Genomic DNA, 20,849 nt, shown 5'->3' with positions numbered 1-20,849 from the left:
GCATGAACGCGCCACGCACACGGGTGCAGCGGCGCCCTGTGCATGGGGTGTTGCTGCTTGACAAGCCGCTGGGTCTATCCAGCAACCAGGCCTTGCAAAAGGCCAAGTGGTTGCTGCGCGCCGAAAAGGCCGGCCACACCGGCACGCTCGACCCGCTGGCCACCGGCGTGTTGCCCCTGTGTTTTGGCGCCGCCACCAAGTTCAGCCAATTGCACCTGGACGCCGACAAGGCCTACGACACGACGGTGCGTTTGGGCCAAACCACATCCACCGCCGACGCCGAAGGCGAGGTTTTGGCGACACGCCCTGTCACTTGCAGTGTGGGCCAGGTCGTTGAGGTGCTGGACCGCTTCATGGGCCCCATCGCACAGGTGCCGCCCATGCACAGCGCGCTGAAAAAAGACGGCAAGGCGCTCTACGAATACGCGCGCGATGGCGAAACCGTGGCGCGTGAGCCGCGCCATGTGGTCATCCACGACCTTGACCTGCTGAACATGCAATTGAACGGCGACACGCCGCACCTCGATTTGCATGTGGTTTGTTCCAAGGGCACCTACATCCGCACCCTGGGCGAAGACATCGCCGAAGCCCTGGGCTGCGGCGGACACCTGAGTGCCTTGCGCCGCACCCACACCGGGCCGTTTGGCCTGGCGCAGACCCTCACGCTGGATGCCCTGGAAGCCATGTCCCCCGATGAGCGCCTGGCGGCCTTGCTGCCGGTGGAGACGTTGCTCGGCGGACACACCCGCGTCACGCTGGGCGCGGAGGATGCGGGGCGCTTTCTGAGTGGCCTGCGCCGCCGTGGCCACTGGCCCGACGCCGAACGCGTGGCCGTGTACGGCACCGACCCTGACACCCTGCTGGGCACCGCACACGTGGTGGCCGGCGAACTGATACCCGGGCGGCTGTTGAGCCCGATCGAAATTCAACAGATTCTAGAAAACCCGCTGCGCGAAACAGAAGCAGCAAAGGACTTGTCATGAGCAAACAGATTCGCAACATCGCCATCATCGCCCACGTGGACCATGGCAAGACCACCATGGTGGACCAACTGCTGCGCCAGTCGGGCACCTTTGCCGACCACGAAAAAGTGGTGGACACGGTGATGGACAACAACGCCATCGAACGCGAGCGTGGCATCACCATCCTGGCTAAGAACTGCGCCGTGAGCTGGAAAGACACCCACATCAACATCGTGGACACCCCCGGCCACGCGGACTTCGGCGGCGAGGTGGAGCGTGCGCTGTCGATGGTGGACGGCGTGCTGCTGCTGATCGACGCGCAGGAAGGCCCCATGCCCCAGACCCGCTTTGTGACCAAAAAGGCGCTGGCACTGGGCCTCAAGCCCATCGTGGTGGTGAACAAGGTGGACAAGCCTGGCGCCAACCCCGACAAGGTGGTCAACGCCGCCTTTGACCTGTTCGACAAGCTGGGCGCCACCGACGAGCAGCTCGACTTCCCCGTGGTGTATGCCTCTGGCATCAATGGTTGGTCTTCGCTGGAAGAAGGCCCCCAGGGCGAGCAGTGGGGCCCCGATATGTCGGCCCTGTTCGACACCGTGCTCAAACACGTGCCGCCACAAAAAGGCGACCCCGCCGCGCCGCTGCAGCTGCAGATTTCGGCCCTGGATTTTTCCACCTTCGTGGGCCGCATCGGCGTGGGCCGCGTGAGCCAGGGCACCATCAAGCCCGGCATGGACGTGCTGGTGATGGAAGGTCCGGACGGCAGCAGCGTCAAAGGCCGCATCAACCAGGTGCTGACCTTCCAGGGCCTGGACCGCGTGCAGGTGACCGAAGCCGGCCCGGGCGAGATCGTGCTGATCAACGGCATCGCCGACATCGGTATTGGCGTGACCGTGACCGACCCGCTCAACCCCACACCGCTGCCCATGCTCAAGGTCGATGAGCCGACCCTGATCATGAACTTCTGCGTCAACACCAGCCCGCTGGCTGGCCGCGAAGGCAAGTACGTGACCAGCCGCCAGATCTGGGACCGCCTGCAGAAAGAGCTGCAGCACAACGTGGCGCTGCGCGTGAAGGAAACCGACGAAGACGGCGTGTTCGAAGTGGCCGGCCGGGGCGAACTGCACCTGACCATCCTGCTGGAAAACATGCGCCGCGAAGGTTACGAGTTGGCCGTGTCCAAGCCGCGTGTGGTGTTCAAAGACATCAACGGCGAGCGCCACGAGCCCATCGAGCTGGTGACGGCCGACATCGAAGAACAGCACCAGGGCGGCGTGATGCAGGCTTTGGGCGAGCGCAAAGGCGAACTGGTCAACATGGACCCGGACGGCCGTGGCCGCGTGCGGCTGGAGTACCGCATCCCGGCGCGTGGCCTGATCGGCTTCACCAACGAGTTCCTCAACCTCACGCGTGGGTCGGGCCTGATCTCCAACATTTTCGACGGCTACGAGCCACACAAGGGCGACATCGCCAGCCGCAAGAACGGCGTGCTGATCTCGATGGACGACGGTGAAATCTTCACCTACGCCCTGGGCAAGCTGGACGACCGTGGCCGCATGTTCGTCAAGGCCAACGATCCGGTTTACGAAGGCATGATCGTAGGCATCCACAGCCGAGACAACGACCTCGTGGTCAACGCCACCCGCACCAAGCAGCTGACCAACTTCCGCGTCAGCGGCAAGGAAGACGCCATCAAGATCACCCCGCCCATCCTGCTGACGCTGGAGTACGGCGTGGAGTTCATCGAGGACGACGAGCTGGTCGAGATCACGCCCAAGAGCGTTCGCCTGCGCAAACGCCACCTGAAAGAACACGACCGCAAGCGCGCATCGCGCGAAGCATGATCGGCGGGCATACTCGCATGATCTGAGCGCTGCAGCCCCTTCGGGGGCTGCAGCTTCTTGGGGCAGGCTTTTTTGAGCCTGGCTCGTGACTCTGGCGCGTTGTGAAAGGCCTGTGTTGTCGATGAAGCTGAAACATTCTCACGCCGTCTGGTTGATGGTGCTGGCGCCGCTGATGTGGTCCACGGCCGGCGTGGTCACACGTCAGCTTGAACACGCTCGCGCGTTCGAGATCACGTTCTGGCGCAGCTTTTTCACGGTGGTCTCGCTCCTGGTCATCCTGCCTTTGTGGCAGGGCAGGGGGGTGTGGGCGCGCATGTGGACCGAACGCGGCGTGCTGCTGGCCTCAGGCTTGTGCTGGGGTGTGATGTTCACCGCGTTCATGGTGGCCTTGACCCTCACCTCGGTGGCCAACGTGTTGATCACCATGGCGGCGGGCCCCTTGCTCACGGCCTTGATCTCGCGCTTCTTCATAGGACACCAACTGCCTCACCGCACCTGGGTTGCTATCCTGGTGGCGGGCGCAGGTATCGCCTACATGTTCGGCACGCAACTCGGCGAGGGCGGCATTGTCGGCACGCTGGTGGCGTTCTGTGTCCCTGTGGCCGCCGCCATCAACTGGACGCTGGTGCAACGCAGCCAGCGCAGCGGGCATGTGGTGGACTTGGTGCCGGCGGTGCTGGTGGGCGCGGTGCTGTCCACCCTGCTGACGCTGCCGCTGGCCTGGCCCCTGTCGGCCAGCGCTCACGACATTGCGCTGCTGGCAGGCTTGGGTTTGGGCCAGCTTGCGGTACCCTGCGTGCTGGCGGTCGTCTGCGCGCGCGTGTTGAGTGCGCCGGAGGTCTCGCTGCTGGCCTTGCTCGAGGTGTTGTTCGGGATACTTCTGGCTTGGCTGGGCGCTGGTGAGGTGCCATCGCAACAAGTTCTGCTGGGCGGTGCCCTGGTCATGGGCGCGCTGGTGGCCAACGAATGGTTGGGCTGGCGCGAACGGGCTGGGCACTATCAGATTCGACAGACCGAAACCGGGTTAGGAGACAACTCATGACAAGCAACAACGCCGATGTGGTGCAAGCGCCCGACGTGCTCTCCGAAGTGGTGGGCGGGGTCGGCTTCATCACCCTGAACCGTCCGCGTGCGCTGAACGCCCTGAACTTGGGCATGGTGCGGCACCTGACCGACATCTTGCTGGCGTGGCGAAGTGACGCGGCCGTGCACGGCGTGGCCATACGCGGCACCAACAAGGAAGGGCCGTTTGGCGGCTTTTGCGCGGGCGGCGACATCCGGTTTTTCCACCAGGCGGCGATGGCCGGCGACCCCGCGCTGGAAGACTTCTTCACCGAAGAGTACGCGCTCAACCACCTGATCTTCACCTACCCCAAACCCTACATCGCCTTCATGGATGGCATCGTCATGGGCGGTGGCATGGGCATCAGCCAGGGCGCCAGCGTGCGTTTGGTGACCGAACGCACCAAGATGGCCATGCCTGAAACCAACATCGGGCTGTTTCCCGACGTCGGTGGCGGTCACTTTTTAGGCAGTTGCCCCGGCCGCGTAGGCGAGTACCTCGCGTTGACCGGCCACGTGATCGGCGGCGCTCAGGCGGTAGCCTGGAATCTGGCCGATCTCATCGTGCCGTCGCAGCACCTGCACCAGGCCTGGGAGGCACTGGAGCATTTCCGGCCATCCTCACCCGACGAGCTGCGCCGCCTGTGGAGCCGCTGGTGTGAGCAAGCCCACTGGAACGTGCCCTCGCAGGCCCCCGAAGGCCTGCGCCCCGAGCTGGAAGCCGCGTTTGCCCTGCCCACCGTGGGCGAAATAGTGGCCTCGCTGGAAGCGGCCGGCACACAGGCCGCCACCGAGACCGCCGGCATGTTGCGCCACCGCAGCCCGCTGATGCTGCACGTGGTGTTGGAACAGCTGCGCCGCGCGCGTGGTTTGACCCTGGCCGAAGACCTGCGTATGGAGCGCGACCTGGTGCGCCATTGTTTTTTCACCGGTCACCTGGGTCGCAGCGGTGCGACCAGCGAGACGGTCGAAGGCATTCGCGCGCTGGCGGTCGACAAAGACCACGCGCCACGCTGGAACCCGTCCCGCATCGAAGACGTGACGCCCGACATGGTGGCGCCGTTTTTTGACAGCCCCTGGCCCGCCCACGCGCACCCGCTGCGGCACCTGGACTGAACGACCAACGCCACAACCGCGTCAGCGGTTGTGGACCTTCATGGCGCGCTCCACCTCGCGTTTGCCTTCACGGTCCTTGATGGTGTCGCGCTTGTCGTGTTCTCCCTTGCCACGGCCCAGGCCAATGTCGCATTTGACCTTGCCGTTCTTCCAGTGCAGGTTCAGCGGGACCAGGGCGTAACCCTTTTGCTCCACTTTGCCCACCAGGCGGCTGATTTCCGCCTTGTGCAGCAGCAGCTTCTTGGTCCGTGCCGCGTCGGCGCTGACGTGGGTGGACGTGGTGCGCAACGGGTTGATCTGGCAGCCGATCAGAAACAGCTCGCCGTCGCGGATCAGCACATACCCGTCGGTCAACTGCACCTTGCCTTCGCGCAGCGCCTTCACCTCCCAGCCATGCAACACCATTCCCGCTTCGAAACGCTCCTCAATGGCGTAGTTGAAAACCGCTTTTTTGTTGTCTGCGATGCGGCTGTCGGTGGGCTTGGACTTCGAGGCGGGCTTGTTCATGTAAGCAATCTGAGGCGCTGCGGGCCGAATACAATCCCGACGCAAACCGAGATTGTATGAAAGCCTCAGGCTTCAATGAAAAGCGTCCACAAGTCGGTCCTCCTCTGGCACAGCGCACACGAGATGTTCACGCTGGTGACCGACGTGGACCATTACCCCCAGTTCCTGCCTTGGTGCGACCGCGCGTCGGTGCTTGAAACCACCGCCGATGGGGTGGTTGCACAGGTGGGTATCGCCATTGGTGGCATACGCCAGAGCTTCACCACCCGCAACACCCACGTTGAGAACCAGCGCGTGGATCTGACGCTGGTGGATGGCCCGTTTTCCCAACTCGAAGGACACTGGCGTTTCATTCCCCTGGGCGATGGCACTCAGCGGGCCTGCAAGATCGAGTTTTCGCTGGATTACGACTTCTCCAGCCAGGCCCTGAGCGCGTTGGTGGGCCCCGTGTTCGACAAGATCGCCAGCAGCATGGTGGACGCGTTCGTCAAACGTGCCGATCAGGTCTACGGCAGTGTGTGATGGCCATGCACATTGAACTGGTCTTCTGCCCTGGGCCGCGCGAGGTGGTCGTCCACGAGCTGGTGATGCCACTGGGCAGCCGGGTGCGGGACGCGCTGCAAGCGGCGGGCTGGCCGCAGGCTGAGGCTACCCGGGCATGGGGTGAATCGCCGGACGTGGGCGTGTGGGGCAGAAAGCAGCCGCTGGACCACCTGTTGCGCGACGGCGACCGGCTGGAGATCTATCGGGGGCTGCGTGTCGACCCCAAAGTGGCACGACGCGAGAGGTTCAACCGGCAGGGCACGCGCAGCACAGGCCTGTTTGCACGCAAACGGCCCGGCGCCAAGGCCGGCTACTGAGCCACTCAGCGGCAGTTGTCCCTGATCAAGTCGTTGGCCTGACGAAGCTGGGCAGCCCTGGCGGCTTCGTCCAGGTATTCGGCTTCGCCACGGGCGTTGGTGACCGTCACCCGCACACCCGACTCGATGGTCGCCTTGTTCTTGCGCGCGCTCTCGCAATTGACCGCGCGAGCCTTGGCCGCTTTTTCCTCAGCAGCCTTCTCCTCGGCCTTGCGTTTGTCCGCTTCTGCCTTTTCGAGTTGTTGCTTGCGCTGCTCCAAGCTGGCATCGGCAGCCGGGGCGGGCTTGGCCGGTGCCGCAGCTGCACCGGCCGCCGCTGGGGCCGGCGCCGCAGCCGGCAGGGCGGCGCCCTTGGGCCGCTGCAGGATGTCTTGATCGGGGACCGACGCGGGCGGAGGCGTGTCGCTGAAAATGCGTCTGCCCGAAGCGTCCTTCCACTGCCACTGCGCCCAGGCACCGCTTGAGATGGCACATGCGGTGACAGCCAGCAGGACGCGCAGAAGAAGAGGGGTGTGAGGGTGCTTCATGCGTGGGAGTTTATCGCCGCTGCTGCGCCGCCGCATAGCCCGGCGCCCCGCCTGTACAATACGTTTTTTGGAGCTTTCACATGCGCCTGCTCGGAAAAGCGCTCACCTTCGACGACGTTTTGTTGGTGCCCGCGTTCTCCCAAGTCCTGCCCAAGGACACATCCCTCGCCACCCAGTTCACCCGCAACATCGCCCTGAACCTGCCCCTGGTGTCCGCCGCCATGGACACGGTGACCGAGGCCCGTCTGGCCATCGCCATCGCCCAGGAAGGCGGCATTGGCATCGTCCACAAGAACCTGTCGGCCCAGGAGCAGGCGGCGCACGTGGCGAAGGTCAAGCGGTATGAGTCGGGCGTGCTGCGCGATCCGGTCGTCATCAGCCCCCAGACCACGGTGCGCCAGGTCATGAAGCTGTCGGACGAACTGGGCGTGTCCGGTTTCCCCGTGGTGGATGCTGGCAAGGTGGTGGGCATCGTCACCGGACGCGACCTGCGGTTCGAGACCCGCTACGACCTGGCGGTGAGCGAGATCATGACCCCGCGCGAGCGCCTGGTTACCATGCCCGACGGCACCACGCCGGCCGAAGCCAAGAAGCTGCTCAACAAGCACAAGCTGGAGCGCTTGCTGCTGGTCAATGACGCCTTCGAGCTCAAGGGCCTGATCACCGTCAAGGACATCACCAAGCAACTCAACTTCCCCAACGCGGCGCGCGATGCGGCAGGCCGCCTGCGCGTGGGCGCGGCAGTGGGCGTGGGCGAAGGCACCGAAGAACGCGTCGAGGCACTGGTGAAAGCCGGTGTGGACGCCATCGTCGTGGACACCGCCCACGGTCACAGCAAAGGCGTGATCGAGCGCGTGCGCTGGGTCAAGCAAAACTACCCGCAGGTGGACGTGATCGGCGGCAACATCGCCACCGGCGCGGCCGCGCTGGCATTGGTGGAGGCCGGCGCTGATGGCGTGAAAGTCGGTATCGGCCCCGGCTCCATCTGCACCACGCGCATTGTGGCCGGTGTGGGCGTGCCTCAGATCACCGCCATCGACAACGTGGCGACCGCGCTCCAGGGCACGGGCGTGCCCCTGATTGGCGACGGTGGCATCCGCTACAGCGGTGACATCGCCAAGGCCATCGCAGCCGGTGCCGGCACGGTGATGATGGGCGGCATGTTCGCCGGCACCGAAGAGGCGCCGGGCGAGATCGTGCTGTTCCAGGGCCGGAGCTACAAAAGCTACCGTGGCATGGGCAGCATTGGCGCCATGCAGCAGGGCAGTGCCGACCGCTACTTCCAGGAAAGCAGCACCGGCAACCCCAATGCCGACAAGCTGGTGCCCGAAGGCATTGAAGGCCGCGTGCCTTACAAGGGCTCGGTCGTCAGCATCCTGTTCCAGATGGCGGGCGGTCTGCGCGCCAGCATGGGCTACTGCGGGTGCGCCACCATCGAAGAGATGCGCAACCGGGCGGAATTTGTCGAGATCACCTCGGCCGGCATCCGCGAAAGCCACGTGCACGACGTGCAGATCACCAAAGAGGCCCCCAACTACCGGGCGGACTGATCTGAGCTGCCCCAGAGGCCGTCCCGCCGGACGGCCTTTTGCTTTCTGATTCACACAAGCCTTCACCGCCATGCAACACCAGAAAATTCTCATCCTCGATTTCGGCTCCCAGGTCACCCAGTTGATCGCACGCCGCGTGCGCGAAGCCCACGTGTACTGCGAGGTCCACCCCTGCGACGTCAGCAGCGAATGGGTGCGCGAGTTCGCCGCCGACGGCCAGCTCAAGGGCATCATCCTCTCGGGCAGCCACGCCAGCGTCTACGAGGTCGATGACAAGGCGCCCGACGCCGTGTTCGAGCTGGGCCTGCCGGTGCTGGGCATCTGCTACGGCATGCAGACCATGGCGCAGCAACTGGGTGGCAAGGTCGAGGCCGGCAAGACGCGCGAATTCGGCTACGCCGAGGTGCGCGCACGCGGCCACACCGCCTTGCTCAAGGACATCGCCGACTTCACCACGGCCGAAGGCCACGGCATGCTCAAGGTCTGGATGAGCCATGGCGACAAGGTCACCGAGATGCCGCCCGGCTTCAAGCTCATGGCCAGCACCGATGCCTGCCCCATCGCCGGCATGGCCGACGAATCGCGTGGCTACTACGCGGTGCAGTTCCACCCCGAGGTCACGCACACGGTGCAGGGCAGGGCGTTGCTGGAGCGTTTTGTGCTCGGCATTTGTGGCACACGCCCTGACTGGATCATGCGTGACCACATCGAAGAAGCGGTGGCCAAGATCCGCGAGCAGGTGGGCGATGAAGAGGTCATCCTGGGTCTGTCGGGCGGGGTCGATTCCAGTGTGGCCGCCGCACTCATCCACCGCGCCATCGGCGACCAGCTCACCTGTGTGTTCGTCGATCACGGCCTGCTGCGCCTGAATGAAGGCGACATGGTGATGGACATGTTCGAGGGCAAGCTGCACGCCAAGGTCATCCGCGTGGACGCCAGCGAACTGTTCCTGGGCAAGTTGGCCGGGGTGAGCGAGCCCGAGCAAAAGCGCAAGATCATCGGTGGCCTGTTCGTCGACGTGTTCAAGGCCGAGGCCGCCAAGCTCAAGGCCGGCACAGCGGGCCACAAAGGCGCGACCTTCCTGGCCCAAGGCACCATCTACCCCGACGTCATCGAGAGCGGCGGCGCCAAGAGCAAGAAAGCCGTCACCATCAAGAGCCACCACAACGTCGGCGGCCTGCCCGAGCAATTGGGCCTCAAGCTGCTGGAGCCGTTGCGTGACCTGTTCAAAGACGAGGTGCGCGAGTTGGGCGTGGCCCTGGGCCTGCCGGCTGAGATGGTCTACCGCCATCCCTTCCCCGGCCCCGGCCTGGGCGTGCGCATCCTGGGTGAAGTGAAAAAGGAATACGCCGACCTGCTGCGCCGCGCCGATGCCATCTTCATCGAGGAACTGCGCAACTTCAAGGACGAAGCGACCGGCAAGACCTGGTACGACCTGACCAGCCAGGCTTTCACCGTGTTCCTGCCGGTCAAGAGCGTGGGCGTGATGGGTGACGGCCGCACTTACGACTACGTGGTCGCGCTGCGCGCCGTGCAGACCAGCGACTTCATGACCGCCGACTGGGCCGAGCTGCCCTACGCGTTGCTCAAGAAGGTGTCCAGCCGCATCATCAACGAGGTGCGTGGCATCAACCGGGTGACCTACGATGTGAGCAGCAAGCCGCCGGCGACGATTGAGTGGGAGTGATTGAACGTCAGGCGACGGCTGGCACCTGATGGCTTCGAGCGGTCATCAGATCGCGAGGGTGTGCACGCGCATCAATGTGATGCCAATGCAGCAAACATGACACAAACGTGGGGCGCTACAGTTAGTGCTGAGGAGCCACCCCCATGTACCTGCCGCCCCACTTCAAATCCGATGACCCGGCGCTCGCCGCCCGCTTGGTGCGCGAGCACCCATTCGCCAGCTTGATTTCCAACGACGACGACGGTTTTCCGTTTGTCACGCACCTGCCCCTGCACCTGCAGGAAGAGGGGGAGCGCTGGACCCTGCTGGGCCACTGCGCCCGCGCCAACCCCCACGCGGGCTATCTGGCCAGGCGGCCCCAAGCGCTGGTGACTTTTCTGGGGCCACACGCCTACCTCTCGCCCAAGGTCTACCCCGACCTGGCCCGCGTGCCCACCTGGAACTACCTCGCGGTGCATTGCCAGGTGGAGGCCCGCATTTTGGACGGCGACGACGCCAAGGACGCGCTGCTCAAACAACTCATTGCGGACCACGAACCCGCCTACGCGCAGCAGTGGCGCGACCTCGACCCGGACTTTGCCCACCGCATGCTGGGTGGCATTGTGGCCTTTGAGTTGAAGGTGCTGGCGCGACAGTGCAAGCTCAAGCTCAACCAGCACCGCAAAGAATCGCACGCCGCCATGCGGGCGGCCTACCGCGCGGGTTCCCCTGATGAGCAGGCCCTGGGGCGGTGGATGGACGATCTCGGCATGGCCCCGCGACAGGCCCTGCCTGCTGCCTGACCTACACTGGCGGCCCATGCAGGCCGACCACTTTTTGACCCCACACGCCACGGACGAGGACATCATGCGCCTGGCCCTGGCACGGGCGCGTGACGCCGCGGACGCGGGTGAGGTGCCGGTGGGCGCTGTGCTGGTGCGCCGCCGGGCCGAGCACATCGAAGTGCTGGCCGCCGCGCACAACCAGCCCATCACCTCACACGACCCCAGCGCACACGCTGAAATGCTGGTGCTGCGCGATGGTGCCCAAAGCCTGGGCAACTACCGCCTGGACGGCTGCGAGCTGTACGTGACGCTGGAGCCTTGCGCCATGTGCGCGCAGGCCGCGCTGCACGCACGTGTGGCCCGCGTGGTGTTTGGCGCCAGCGAGCCCAAAACCGGCGCCGCCGGTTCGGTGGTCGATCTGTTTGGTGAACCCCGACTCAACCACCAGACACAGGTGTGCGGTGGCGTGCTCAAGGAAGAGGGCGCCGAGTTGCTGCAGGCCTTTTTTGCCCATCGGCGCCTGGCCCAGCGTGCCAACAACCCCCACCCGCTGCGGGAGGATGCCCTGCGCACGCCAGAGGCACGTTTTGCCCCCCTTACCGGCTACCCTTGGGTGCCGCGGTTTGTGAGCCATCTGCCCAGTTTGGCCGGCCTGCGTCTGCACTATCTGGACGAAGGCCCACCAGACGCACCCCTGACTTGGTGGTGCCAACACGGTCACCCCGGCTGGAGCTACATGTACCGCCAGATGATCCCGGTCTTTCTGGCCGCCGGACACCGGGTGGTCGCGCCCGATCTGATCGGCTTCGGCAAAAGCGACAAGCCCAAAAAAGAAGCTGTCCACAGCCTCCAGTGGCACCTTCAGACGCTGCTGCAGCTGTTGACCCACCTGGATTTGAAGCGCGTGGTGCTGCTGATGCCTCAGGGCGATGCCCTGGGGGACCTGCTGCTGCAGGCGGCGCCCCAACGTTTTGTGGGCCATTGGGCGGTAGCGCCAGAAGGTGCCAACGACCAGGATGCCCGACAAGCTGTGGACGCCCCATTCCCCGACCAGGGCCACCGCGCCGGGCCACGCGCTTTTTTGCGCTGGCGGGCCGCCTTGGAAAACACCGCTATCTGCCCAAGCGCAGCGCCCCCGCCCGACGAAGCGTGCGCCCGCGCCGCCCTGTCCCAGTTTTCTGCTTGATTTTTTGTCCCCAGACGCCCATGGCACACATCTATATCCATTCCCCCAGCAGTTCGGTGCGCGACAAGGCCGCGTTCCAGCGTGGCCTGACACGGCTCAAGGCGTTGGGCCATCAGGTCGAGCTTGACGCCGACGCACGCAGCCACCACCAGCGTTTTGCCGGCGACGATGCCACACGCCTGGCCGCCATCGGCCGCGCAGCGGCCAGTGGCGCCGACGTGGTGATGATCTCGCGCGGTGGTTACGGCCTCACCCGCATCCTGCCCGAGCTGCCTTTCAAAGCCATTGCCAAGAGCATCGAAAAAGGCACGCAGTGGGTGGGCCTGAGCGACTTCACGGCCTTTCAGATGGCGGTGCTGGCCAAAACGGGGGCGACCACGTGGGCGGGCCCGGCGGTGGGCGAGGACTTTGGTGGCCAGGTGGAGGCCGACGGTTCGCCCGACATGATCATGGAAGCCTGTTTTGACGACCTCATCGACGGCCACGGCGAAGGCGCCGGCTGGCGCCTGCCTGCGGCCGACCTCAAGGCCCATCCGCAGCTGGACAACTGGAAAACCGCGCCCGCCACCCTGTGGGGCGGCAACCTCAGCGTGTTGTGCTCGCTGGTGGGCACGCCTTACCTGCCCGAGGTCAAAGGCGGTGTGCTGTTCCTGGAGGATGTGGCGGAGCACCCTTATCGTGTGGAGCGCATGCTGACCCAACTGCTGCACGCCGGCGTTCTGGCGCGCCAGAAGGCCATCGTGCTGGGCAGCTTCAGCGGCTACAAGCTGGTGCCCGGCTACGACCGGGGCTTCGACATGCCCGCCGTGGTGGCCTGGCTGCGTTCGCAGCTCAAGCTGCCCGTGTTGACCGGCCTGCCGTTTGGCCACCTGCCCACCAAGGTGCTGCTGCCCGTGGGGCACAAGGTGCGGCTGATGACAGAAGGGCGCGACGCGCTGATTTATTGGGGCTGAGTGGCTCCAAACAACTAGAAGGAGACGGTTGTGCGATGGATCAAACGGGTTGTGTGGGCCATGTTGGCCTTGTTGGTGGTGCTGGGCGTGGCACTCGGTGTGTATGTGCAGCGCAGCCTGCCCCAGCTCGATGGGCAGTTGCGTCTGAGCGTGCTGAAGGGCACGGTGGAGGTCAAGCGCGATCCGTCCGACGTGACCCACGTTCTGGCGCAGAGTCCCCTGGACGCCATGCGCGCCATTGGCTATGTGCACGCGCAGGAACGTGGCTGGCAGCTGGACTTCAACCGCCGCATCATGCGCGGGGAATTGTCGGCCTTGTTGGGCCCGGCCACGCTGGAAACCGACAAACTCATGCGCACGCTGGGGATCCGGCAGGCCGCACAGGCGCACTGGGACCGGTTACCTGCTGGCGCCAAGGCACAGGTGGAGGCCTATGTGCAGGGCATCAACGCTTTCTACGCCGAGGGCACACAGGCCTTGTCGCCCGAGTTCCAGATCCTGCAGGTCAATCCACGCGAGGCCGCCCAGGCTGGCCAGTACTGGGACGTGCTCGACAGCATGGGCTGGTCCGTCATGATGGCGCTGGACCTGGGCGGCAACTGGGGCAACGAGTTCGCACGCTTGTCCATGCTGCAGGTGCTGGACACCGCCGCCCTGTGGCAGGCCTTGCCGCCATACCCTGGGGAGCCGCCTGCGGCCAGCGCCGATCTGGCCAAGCTGTACCGCGATCTCGGGGTCTACAAAGCCGCAGAGAAAACCGCTGCGGCGCCACGGTTGCCCAACAACGGCAGTCCCGCCGAGCGCCTGCGCGGCCAACTGGCACAAGAGGTGGTGGCCTGGACGCAGGAGGTGGGCAACGTGGATGGCAAGGGCAGCAACAACTGGGTGGTGGCCGGCAGCCGCAGTGCCACCGGCAAACCCTGGCTCGCCAACGACCCGCACCTGGGCCTGAGTGCACCCGCCATCTGGTACTTTGCGCGCCTGCAGGCCCCAGCGGCAGATGGGCAGCCCGCCCTCGACGTCATCGGCGCCACCTTACCTGGCCTGCCGTCGGTCGTGCTGGGGCGCACCGCCACCGTGGCCTGGGGGTTCACCAACACCGGCCCTGATGTGCAAGACCTGTACCTGGAGCAGATCAACCCGGTCAATCCGGCGCAGTACCGCGTGCCGGCGCCCGAAGGCCAGACCGCATGGGCCGACTTTGCCACCCGTGAAGAGACCATCCGCGTCAAGGGCCAGCCAGACGTGAAACACGTGGTGCGCAGCACCCGCCACGGCCCGGTGCTCAGCGACGCGCAAGCCTCGCACAGCGAAGTGCTGGACACCACCAAACACGTGCTCGCGCTGCGCTGGACCGCGCTGGATGCCGACAACACCAACGTGTTGGCTGGGGTGTTGTCCAACCAGGCGCAATCGGTGGGCGATTTGATCGAGGCCTACCGCCACTTCCACTCGCCCATGCAGAACGTGGTGATGGCCGACGTGTCGGGCCGTATTGCCTACAAGGCCGCCGGCAAGGTGCCGGTGCGTGCGGCCGGCAACGACATCCGGGGGGTGGCCCCCTCACCAGGGTGGGACGCGCGTTACGACTGGACCGGCTGGCTGCCCTACGAAGACACGCCGCAGGACAACGGTGCCAAGGGCTGGATTGCCACCGCCAACCAGCGCATCCACGGGCCCGACTACCCGCACTTCATCACGCAGGACTGGGCGCCGCCGTGGCGTCAGCAGCGCATCGAAGAACTGCTGGCCCAGACCGAAAAACACGACCTGGCGAGCATGCAGGCGCTGCACGGCGACCAGGTGTCGCTGGCCACACGTTTTCTGTTGCCCCATCTGCTGAAGGTGCGCGCCGACCACCCGCTGGCCACCAGCGCATTGGCCCAACTGCAGGGTTTTGACGGTGACATGCGGGTGGACAGCGCTGCGCCCTTGATCTACAGCGCGTGGGTGGATGAATTCACGCGTGGGGTGATCGGTGGCCGGGTGGGGCAGGCGCGTTTTGAGAAGCTGTACGGCAAACGGCTGTTCCGTGCCGGGGTGGAAGACATTCTGGCCCGCGACGACACCGCCTGGTGTGGCCAGACCGGTTGTGCACAGCCCTTGAGCGAGGCGCTGGCCCGTGCGCTCGACCGCCTGCAAGCGGTGCACGGCAAAGACGTGGCCGCGTGGCGCTGGGGCGATGCCCACCCGGCCATCTCCATCCACCGCCCCTTCAGCAACGTGGCGCCGCTGGCCAAGCTGTTCGAGGTGCGTGTGCCCACCGGTGGCGACCCTTTCACCGTGAACGTGGGGCAATACCACCTGGACAAAAAAGACGCCCCCTACGCCAACCGCCACGCCGCCAGCCTGCGGGCTTTGTACGACTTGTCGGATCTGGAAAACTCGCGCTTCATCTACCAGACGGGGCAGAGCGGCAACGTGTTTTCAGACAGATACCGCGACATGAGCCCTGAATGGGCTGCGGTGCAGTACCGAGCTTTGAAGATGTCGCCTTCAGAGTTCCGGTCTGTTTTGACTTTGGTGCCTTGATGTTGGCTGGTTGAGTTTTCGCTCGTGGACCTCGCGCCAGGTGGCTGGCGTGGTCTGCGGGCGCCGGCCACTCGCGGGCGTCTGCCCGGGCACACGCGGATCACTTCGTCAAGGCCGTGCTGGCGCGCAACCTCTGGGGCAACCGCGAATCAGGCCTTTGCCCGCAGACCCCACCAGCCGCCTGTGTACACAAAGTCGCGTGTCACCATGGGCGTGCCAGCAACGCGTCTGAGACCAGGCGGGGTGTGCGTGTGGGAAAAGGCCTGATTCGCGGTTGCCCCAGAGGCTGAGCGCCAAACGCGGTTGTTGACGCCAAGGCAGTGGCATCGCGAGGTGACCGCCCGCGAGTGGCCGGAGCCCACACGCACGCGCCGCCTGGCCCTGCCAACCCGTCAGGCGACGCGAACAGGGGAAACCGCTCAGGAGGACCCGGTCTTCTTCGCGATGTGCGCCAGCGCCTCTTCCACCTGATCGATCAGGATCAGGCACAGGTCACCCGGCTGCAGGTTGTCCAGCGCCAGGTCAATGGCTTTGAACTCACCTTTGACCTCGTGCACCCGGCGCGTTTTGGTGGCGCCCTGCAAACCTTCGCGCAGCAAGGCCACCACCTCACCCTCGACGCGCCCCCGCTGGCACGCATCTTCGTACAACACCACTTCGTCGAAAGCCGTGCCCAGGATGCGCGTCTGCTGGCGGATGTCCTCGTCGCGCCGGTCGCCGGCGCCGCTGATGACCACCGAGCGCTCGCGCGCCGGCATGTTGAGCACGGCACTGGTCAGGGCCTGGATGGCGTCTGGGTTGTGGCCGTAGTCGGCAATCACCGTGGCGCCCTTGTGGTCGAACAGGTTGAAGCGGCCCGGCACGGCACGCGCGTTGCTCTCGAAGCTGGCCAACCCCTCGCAGATCTTGCCCCACGAGACACCCAGCGCCCACACCGCGGCCACCGAGGACAACACGTTGTCCACCTGGAAGCCGATGGTGCCGTCGCGCGTCACGGGAATTTGCGTGAGCGGGATGCGCACCACGCGGGCACCTTCTGCGGCCACCACATGGCCATCCTGCACAAACACCACCCGCTTGCCCTGCGCCCGATGCATGGCCATCACGGGGTGGTGTTCGTCCTGGGCAAAGAAGGTGACCTGGCCCGGGCAATCGGCCGCCATTTCGGCCACCTCGGGATCGGCCGCGTTGAGCACGGCCATGCCGCTGTTGGCCACGTTCAGCACGATGACCTTCTTGAGCACGCTCAGGTCTTCCAGTGTGGTGATGTAATTCAGTCCCAGATGGTCACCGGCGCCCAGGTTGGTCACCACTGCCACCTGGCAGCGGTCATAAGCCAGGCCTTCGCGCAGCATGCCGCCGCGCGCGGTTTCGAAGACGGCCACGTCCACGTCCGGGTGCATCAGCACATTGCGTGCACTGCGCGGGCCACTGCAGTCGCCGCTGTCGGTCTGGCGGCCGTTCACGTACACGCCGTCGGTGTTGGTCATGCCCACACGCTGACCGCTGGCGCGCAACAGGTGCGAAATCAAGCGCACCGTGGTGGTCTTGCCGTTGGTGCCGGTCACGGCCACCACCGGCACACGGCCGTCATCGCCGTGCGGGAACATGTGGTTGATGACCGCTTCGCCCACGTTGCGGCCTTTGCCGAACGAGGGGCTCAGGTGCATGCGCAGGCCCGGCGCGGCGTTCACCTCGACCACACCACCCGATTGTTCTTCCAGCGGGCGGGCAATGTTCTCGCACACCACGTCCACACCGCAGATGTCCAGGCCCACCATCAGCGCCGCCGCGATGGCGCGTGCGGCCACCTCGGGGTGGACCTCGTCGGTCACATCGGTGGCGGTGCCGCCCGTGGACAGGTTGGCGTTGTTGCGCAACACCACCCGCTGGCCCAGTGTGGGCACGCTGTGTTCGTTCAGGCCTTGTTCGGCCAAGCGCGCGCGGGCGATGTCGTCGAAACGGATCTTGGTCAGCGAGGTGGCGTGGCCTTCGCCGCGCCTGGGGTCGGCGTTGACCTGGGCCACCAGCTCGGCCACCGTGTGCTGGCCGTCGCCAATCACCAGCGGCGGGTCGCGTCGGGCAGCGGCCACCAGCTTGTTGCCCACCACCAGCAGGCGGTAGTCGATGCCTGGCAGGTACTTCTCGACCATGATGTCGTCGCGGAACTGCCGCGCGGCTTCAAAGCCGGCCACCACCTGCTCGCGTGTGGTCAGGTTGACCGCCACGCCCTTGCCCTGGTTGCCGTCGCGCGGCTTGACCACCACGGGCACGCCAATCTCCTGCGCAGCGGCCCAGGCGTCGTCCTCGTCTTCCACCGGGCGGCCAATGGGCACCGGCACACCGGCCGACTGCAGCAGCTTCTTGGTCAGCTCCTTGTCCTGGGCGATGGACTCGGCGATGGCGCTGGTCGAATCGACCTCGGCGGCCTGGATGCGACGTTGCTGCGCGCCCCAGCCAAACTGCACCAGGCTGCCCTGCGTGAGCCGGCGGAAGGGGATGCCACGGGCCACGGCGGCGTCCACGATGGAGCCGGTGGACGGACCCAGGCGCACGTCCTCGTCGATTTCCCGCAGCTGGTGCAGCGCGTCTTCGAGGTCAAAGCTGCTGCCGTCCTGCGCGGCCTGGCACAGCTTGCAGGCGAGGTCGAAGGCCAGCCGGCCCACGGCCTCTTCGCTGTACTGCACCACCACCTGGTAAACGCCTTCCTCGGGCGCGGGCGTGGTGCGGCTGAAGCTCACGGCGCAGCCGGCCTGGGCCTGCAGCGCCAGCGTCACGCGCTCCAGCGCGTGGGCGGTGCTCAGCTTGCCGTCGGCGGGTGGCACGGGCAGGGCGCCCATGGCGGGGAACAGGCGGCTGAGCTGCTCTTCGAAGCCCGGCAGGTGTTCGAGGCTGCACTCCTGCTCGCTGCAGGAAACCACGGCCTCGATGGCGGTGTGGCGGGTCCAGAGGTTGGGGCCGCGCAGGGCGCGAATGCGTGAGACTTGCATGTCGTGATCAGGATTCGATGAGGACGGAGGCGCTCGATTCAACGGCGGCGCGCACCAAGCCGGGCGACACATTCAGGGCCCAGGCGGCGGCGGCCACCGCCAGCAGGGCGGGCAAGCTCAGCGCGCCACGCTCCAGCAGCTGGGCAATGGCGGGCTGGGCCAGGTCCAGCAGCGGTGTCTGGGTTTGTTGCTGGCACATGAGCACCTGCTGGCCACGCACCGAGACAAAGCGCCCGCCCTGGGCGCCATGTTGCTGCAGCGCGTCGGCGTTGAGGTCAGTGCCGTAAAGAATGACTTCACCGTCGCACAGCTCGGCGAGGCCACGGGCCACCGCGTCGTCGGCGTTGAGCACCGCATACCCCTGTTTGAGCACCACGTCCACCTGGGTGCGCAGCACCAGGCGCATGCGTTCCATGTCGTGGATGTAGGGATCGTCCATGCCCTCGGGCGTGGGCACGCCGGTGACGATGCCCACCTGGCAGCGGTCGTAGGCCAGGCCTTCCTTCAGGATGCTGCGCGGGCTGTTCTCGATCACCGCCGCTTCGATGTTGCGGTTGATCAGGCAGCGCTGGCCGGCTTCCCATTCGGTGGGTTTGCCCGACACCACTTTTTGCGTGCCGATGTACAGGCCGGCCGAGCAGGCCAGGCCGGTGAGCGGACCGCTGAGCTGGATGACGCGGGCCAGCAGGCGGGCCACCACGGCGCGCTCGGGGCCGCCGGTCACGCCCACCACGGGAATGCGACCGCTGTCGCTGGCGCTGAACAGGTGGTTGACCACCGCTTCGCCGCAAGGGCGCGGTTTGCCCACGGCGGGCTTGAGGTGCATCAGCAGGCTCGGGCCGGCGTTGACTTCAACGATGGCGCCGCCCTGGCTTTCCAGCGGCTGCGAGATGTCACGCGCCACCAGGTCGATGCCAGCGATGTCCAGGCCCACCACGCGCGCGGCCAGTGCGGCCATGTCAGCCACGTCGGGGTGCACGTCGTCGGTCACGTCGTGCCCCATGTTGCCGGTGCGCATCACCAGCACCTGGCGGCCGGCAGCCGGCACGCTGGTGGCGGTCAGGCCCTGGCGCTGCAGTTCCAGCACGGCGGTGGTGTGTTCGTTCAGGCGGATGGTGTCGAGCAGGAATCCTTCCTCCTCGCCACGGCGCGGGTCGCTGTTGATCTGCAACTCGATCAACTGCTCGACGGTGTGCACGCCGTCGCCGGTGATGCTCGCCACCTCGCCACGCGAGGCCGCCACCAGCTTGCCGCCCACCACCAGCAGGCGGTGTTCTTCGCCGTGGATGTGGCGCTCCACCATCACATCGGAGCCTTCGACTTCGGCGATGGGGTACGCGGCTTCCACGTCCGCCTGGGTTTTGAGGTCGAGCGAGACGCCCCGGCCATGGTTGCCATCGGTGGGTTTGACCACCACCGGCAGGCCGATGTCTTGCGCCGCGCTCCAGGCTTCGGCCGGGCTGTGCACGATTTCGCCTTCGGGGATGGGCACGCCACAGGCCTTGAGCAAGGACTTGGTGAGGTCTTTGTCGCGCGACACACTTTCGGCGATGGCGCTGGTGCGGTCGGTCTCTGCCGTCCAGATGCGGCGCTGGCGCGAGCCATAGCCCAACTGCACCAGATTGCCGTCGGTGAGGCGTATGGACGGGATGCCACGTTCGGCGGCGGCATCGGCAATGGCGGCCGTGCTTGGGCCGAGGCAGAGCCGGTCCACCATGGCCGTCAGCTCTTTGACCGTGGCCTTCACGTCATAGGCTTGGTCGTCCATGGCGGCCAGCACCAGCTCGCGGGCGGCGCGCACGGCCGCCAGGCCCACGTCTTCTTGCCGGGCGCGCACGGCCAGCTTGTAGACACCACGTTGTTCGGTTTCGCGCGCCTTGCCAAAGCCCACCGGCGAGCCGGCCAGGTTTTGCAGTTCGATGGCCACGTGTTCCATGATGTGCGCGGGCCAGGTGCCTTCGCGCAGCCGCAGCAGAAAACCGCCAGGCTCGCCCACGCCACAGCGGTGTTCGGCCAGGCCGGGCAGCCAAGCGCTCAGGCGCTCGGCAAAGCCGGGCAGGGTGTTGGAGGGGCAGTCCTCGAGGGCACCGATGTCCACCAGGGCTTCCACTACGGGGCGGTAGGTCCAGATGTTGGGGCCACGCAGGTAGGCCAGACGCAGGATCTTGATGTCTTTTTCAGTCATGGGAATGGTCGTCCGCAGCCGCGCCGCAGGGGCGTGCTGAACAAGGCGGATGTCGGTTCTGCGGTCAGAGGGGCAGCCTTACAATCTTCTGGCCTGAGAGGGCCTTTCAGGTGAACCGGGCAAC

General features: G+C 65.9%; 16 protein-coding genes. 12 read left to right on the top strand and 4 right to left on the bottom strand.

Going from position 1 to position 20,849, the window contains the following annotated elements; genetic code table 11:
• Positions 1-2: 2 nt before the first annotated feature.
• The 4 genes from truB to ACFQU0_RS02680 all read left to right on the top strand — a co-directional run bounded on the left by truB (position 3) and on the right by ACFQU0_RS02680 (position 4,984).
• Positions 3-983, top strand: a complete 981-nt coding sequence (gene truB, locus ACFQU0_RS02695) for a tRNA pseudouridine(55) synthase TruB (RefSeq protein WP_382198580.1) — start codon at positions 3-5, stop codon at positions 981-983.
• On the top strand, positions 980-2,806 hold the full coding sequence (gene typA / locus ACFQU0_RS02690) for a translational GTPase TypA (RefSeq protein WP_382198579.1): 1,827 nt from the start codon (positions 980-982) through the stop codon (positions 2,804-2,806). Before truB ends, typA begins: the two co-directional genes overlap by 4 nt.
• A gap of 121 nt (positions 2,807-2,927) precedes the next feature.
• The gene (locus ACFQU0_RS02685) at positions 2,928-3,848 is read left to right on the top strand and encodes a DMT family transporter (protein WP_382198578.1); all 921 of its coding nucleotides are present in this window, start codon (positions 2,928-2,930) and stop codon (positions 3,846-3,848) included.
• Positions 3,845-4,984: an enoyl-CoA hydratase/isomerase family protein gene (locus tag ACFQU0_RS02680; RefSeq protein ID WP_382198577.1), complete on the top strand. Its 1,140-nt coding sequence runs from the start codon at positions 3,845-3,847 to the stop codon at positions 4,982-4,984. The genes ACFQU0_RS02685 and ACFQU0_RS02680 overlap by 4 nt, the downstream gene beginning before the upstream one ends.
• A 21-nt stretch (positions 4,985-5,005) precedes the next feature.
• Here ACFQU0_RS02680 and smpB read toward each other — a convergent pair whose 3' ends face one another.
• The gene (gene smpB / locus ACFQU0_RS02675) at positions 5,006-5,491 is read right to left on the bottom strand and encodes an SsrA-binding protein SmpB (protein WP_382198576.1); all 486 of its coding nucleotides are present in this window, start codon (positions 5,489-5,491) and stop codon (positions 5,006-5,008) included.
• 75 nt (positions 5,492-5,566) lie between these two features.
• Between smpB and ACFQU0_RS02670 the strand changes: the two genes are divergently transcribed.
• Both ACFQU0_RS02670 and ACFQU0_RS02665 read left to right on the top strand, forming a co-directional pair.
• Positions 5,567-6,013 (top strand): type II toxin-antitoxin system RatA family toxin, encoded by a 447-nt coding sequence (locus ACFQU0_RS02670; protein WP_382198575.1) that lies wholly within the window; start codon positions 5,567-5,569, stop codon positions 6,011-6,013.
• A 5-nt stretch (positions 6,014-6,018) separates the two neighbouring features.
• Positions 6,019-6,351 carry an RnfH family protein gene (locus ACFQU0_RS02665; RefSeq protein WP_382198574.1) on the top strand — a complete coding sequence of 111 codons (333 nt, stop codon included), beginning with the start codon at positions 6,019-6,021 and terminating at the stop codon, positions 6,349-6,351.
• 5 nt (positions 6,352-6,356) lie between these two features.
• On the opposite strand, the gene ACFQU0_RS02660 is transcribed toward ACFQU0_RS02665, so the two are convergent.
• Positions 6,357-6,878, bottom strand: a complete 522-nt coding sequence (locus ACFQU0_RS02660; RefSeq protein WP_382198573.1) for a DUF4124 domain-containing protein — start codon at positions 6,876-6,878, stop codon at positions 6,357-6,359.
• Positions 6,879-6,958: 80 nt separating this feature from the next.
• Here ACFQU0_RS02660 and guaB point away from each other — a divergent pair, with 80 nt between their 5' ends.
• The 6 genes from guaB to ACFQU0_RS02630 all read left to right on the top strand — a co-directional run bounded on the left by guaB (position 6,959) and on the right by ACFQU0_RS02630 (position 15,550).
• A complete protein-coding gene (guaB, locus tag ACFQU0_RS02655) occupies positions 6,959-8,428 on the top strand; it encodes an IMP dehydrogenase (protein ID WP_382198572.1) in 1,470 nt (489 codons plus the stop codon).
• A 70-nt stretch (positions 8,429-8,498) separates the two neighbouring features.
• Positions 8,499-10,115, top strand: coding sequence for a glutamine-hydrolyzing GMP synthase (gene guaA, locus ACFQU0_RS02650; RefSeq protein WP_382198571.1), 1,617 nt, complete (start codon positions 8,499-8,501; stop codon positions 10,113-10,115).
• 143 nt (positions 10,116-10,258) lie between these two features.
• The gene (locus tag ACFQU0_RS02645; protein WP_382198570.1) at positions 10,259-10,897 is read left to right on the top strand and encodes an FMN-binding negative transcriptional regulator; all 639 of its coding nucleotides are present in this window, start codon (positions 10,259-10,261) and stop codon (positions 10,895-10,897) included.
• Positions 10,898-10,913: 16 nt separating this feature from the next.
• Positions 10,914-12,065 carry a tRNA adenosine(34) deaminase TadA gene (gene tadA / locus ACFQU0_RS02640; protein WP_382198569.1) on the top strand — a complete coding sequence of 384 codons (1,152 nt, stop codon included), beginning with the start codon at positions 10,914-10,916 and terminating at the stop codon, positions 12,063-12,065.
• 20 nt (positions 12,066-12,085) lie between these two features.
• The gene (locus ACFQU0_RS02635; RefSeq protein WP_382198568.1) at positions 12,086-13,018 is read left to right on the top strand and encodes an LD-carboxypeptidase; all 933 of its coding nucleotides are present in this window, start codon (positions 12,086-12,088) and stop codon (positions 13,016-13,018) included.
• 30 nt (positions 13,019-13,048) lie between these two features.
• Positions 13,049-15,550 (top strand): penicillin acylase family protein, encoded by a 2,502-nt coding sequence (locus ACFQU0_RS02630; RefSeq protein ID WP_382198567.1) that lies wholly within the window; start codon positions 13,049-13,051, stop codon positions 15,548-15,550.
• A 419-nt stretch (positions 15,551-15,969) separates the two neighbouring features.
• On the opposite strand, the gene cphA is transcribed toward ACFQU0_RS02630, so the two are convergent.
• Entirely contained in the window at positions 15,970-18,540 is a 2,571-nt protein-coding gene (gene cphA, locus ACFQU0_RS02625) for a cyanophycin synthetase (protein WP_382198566.1), read from the bottom strand.
• A 7-nt stretch (positions 18,541-18,547) separates the two neighbouring features.
• Positions 18,548-20,725, bottom strand: coding sequence for a cyanophycin synthetase (locus tag ACFQU0_RS02620; protein ID WP_382198565.1), 2,178 nt, complete (start codon positions 20,723-20,725; stop codon positions 18,548-18,550).
• Positions 20,726-20,849 lie beyond the last annotated feature (124 nt).

The sequence above is a fragment of the Hydrogenophaga defluvii genome (genome assembly GCF_042665235.1).
In the GTDB taxonomy this organism is placed as follows: domain Bacteria; phylum Pseudomonadota; class Gammaproteobacteria; order Burkholderiales; family Burkholderiaceae_C; genus Hydrogenophaga; species Hydrogenophaga defluvii_A.
This window is presented reverse-complemented; position numbering and strand designations above follow the sequence as displayed.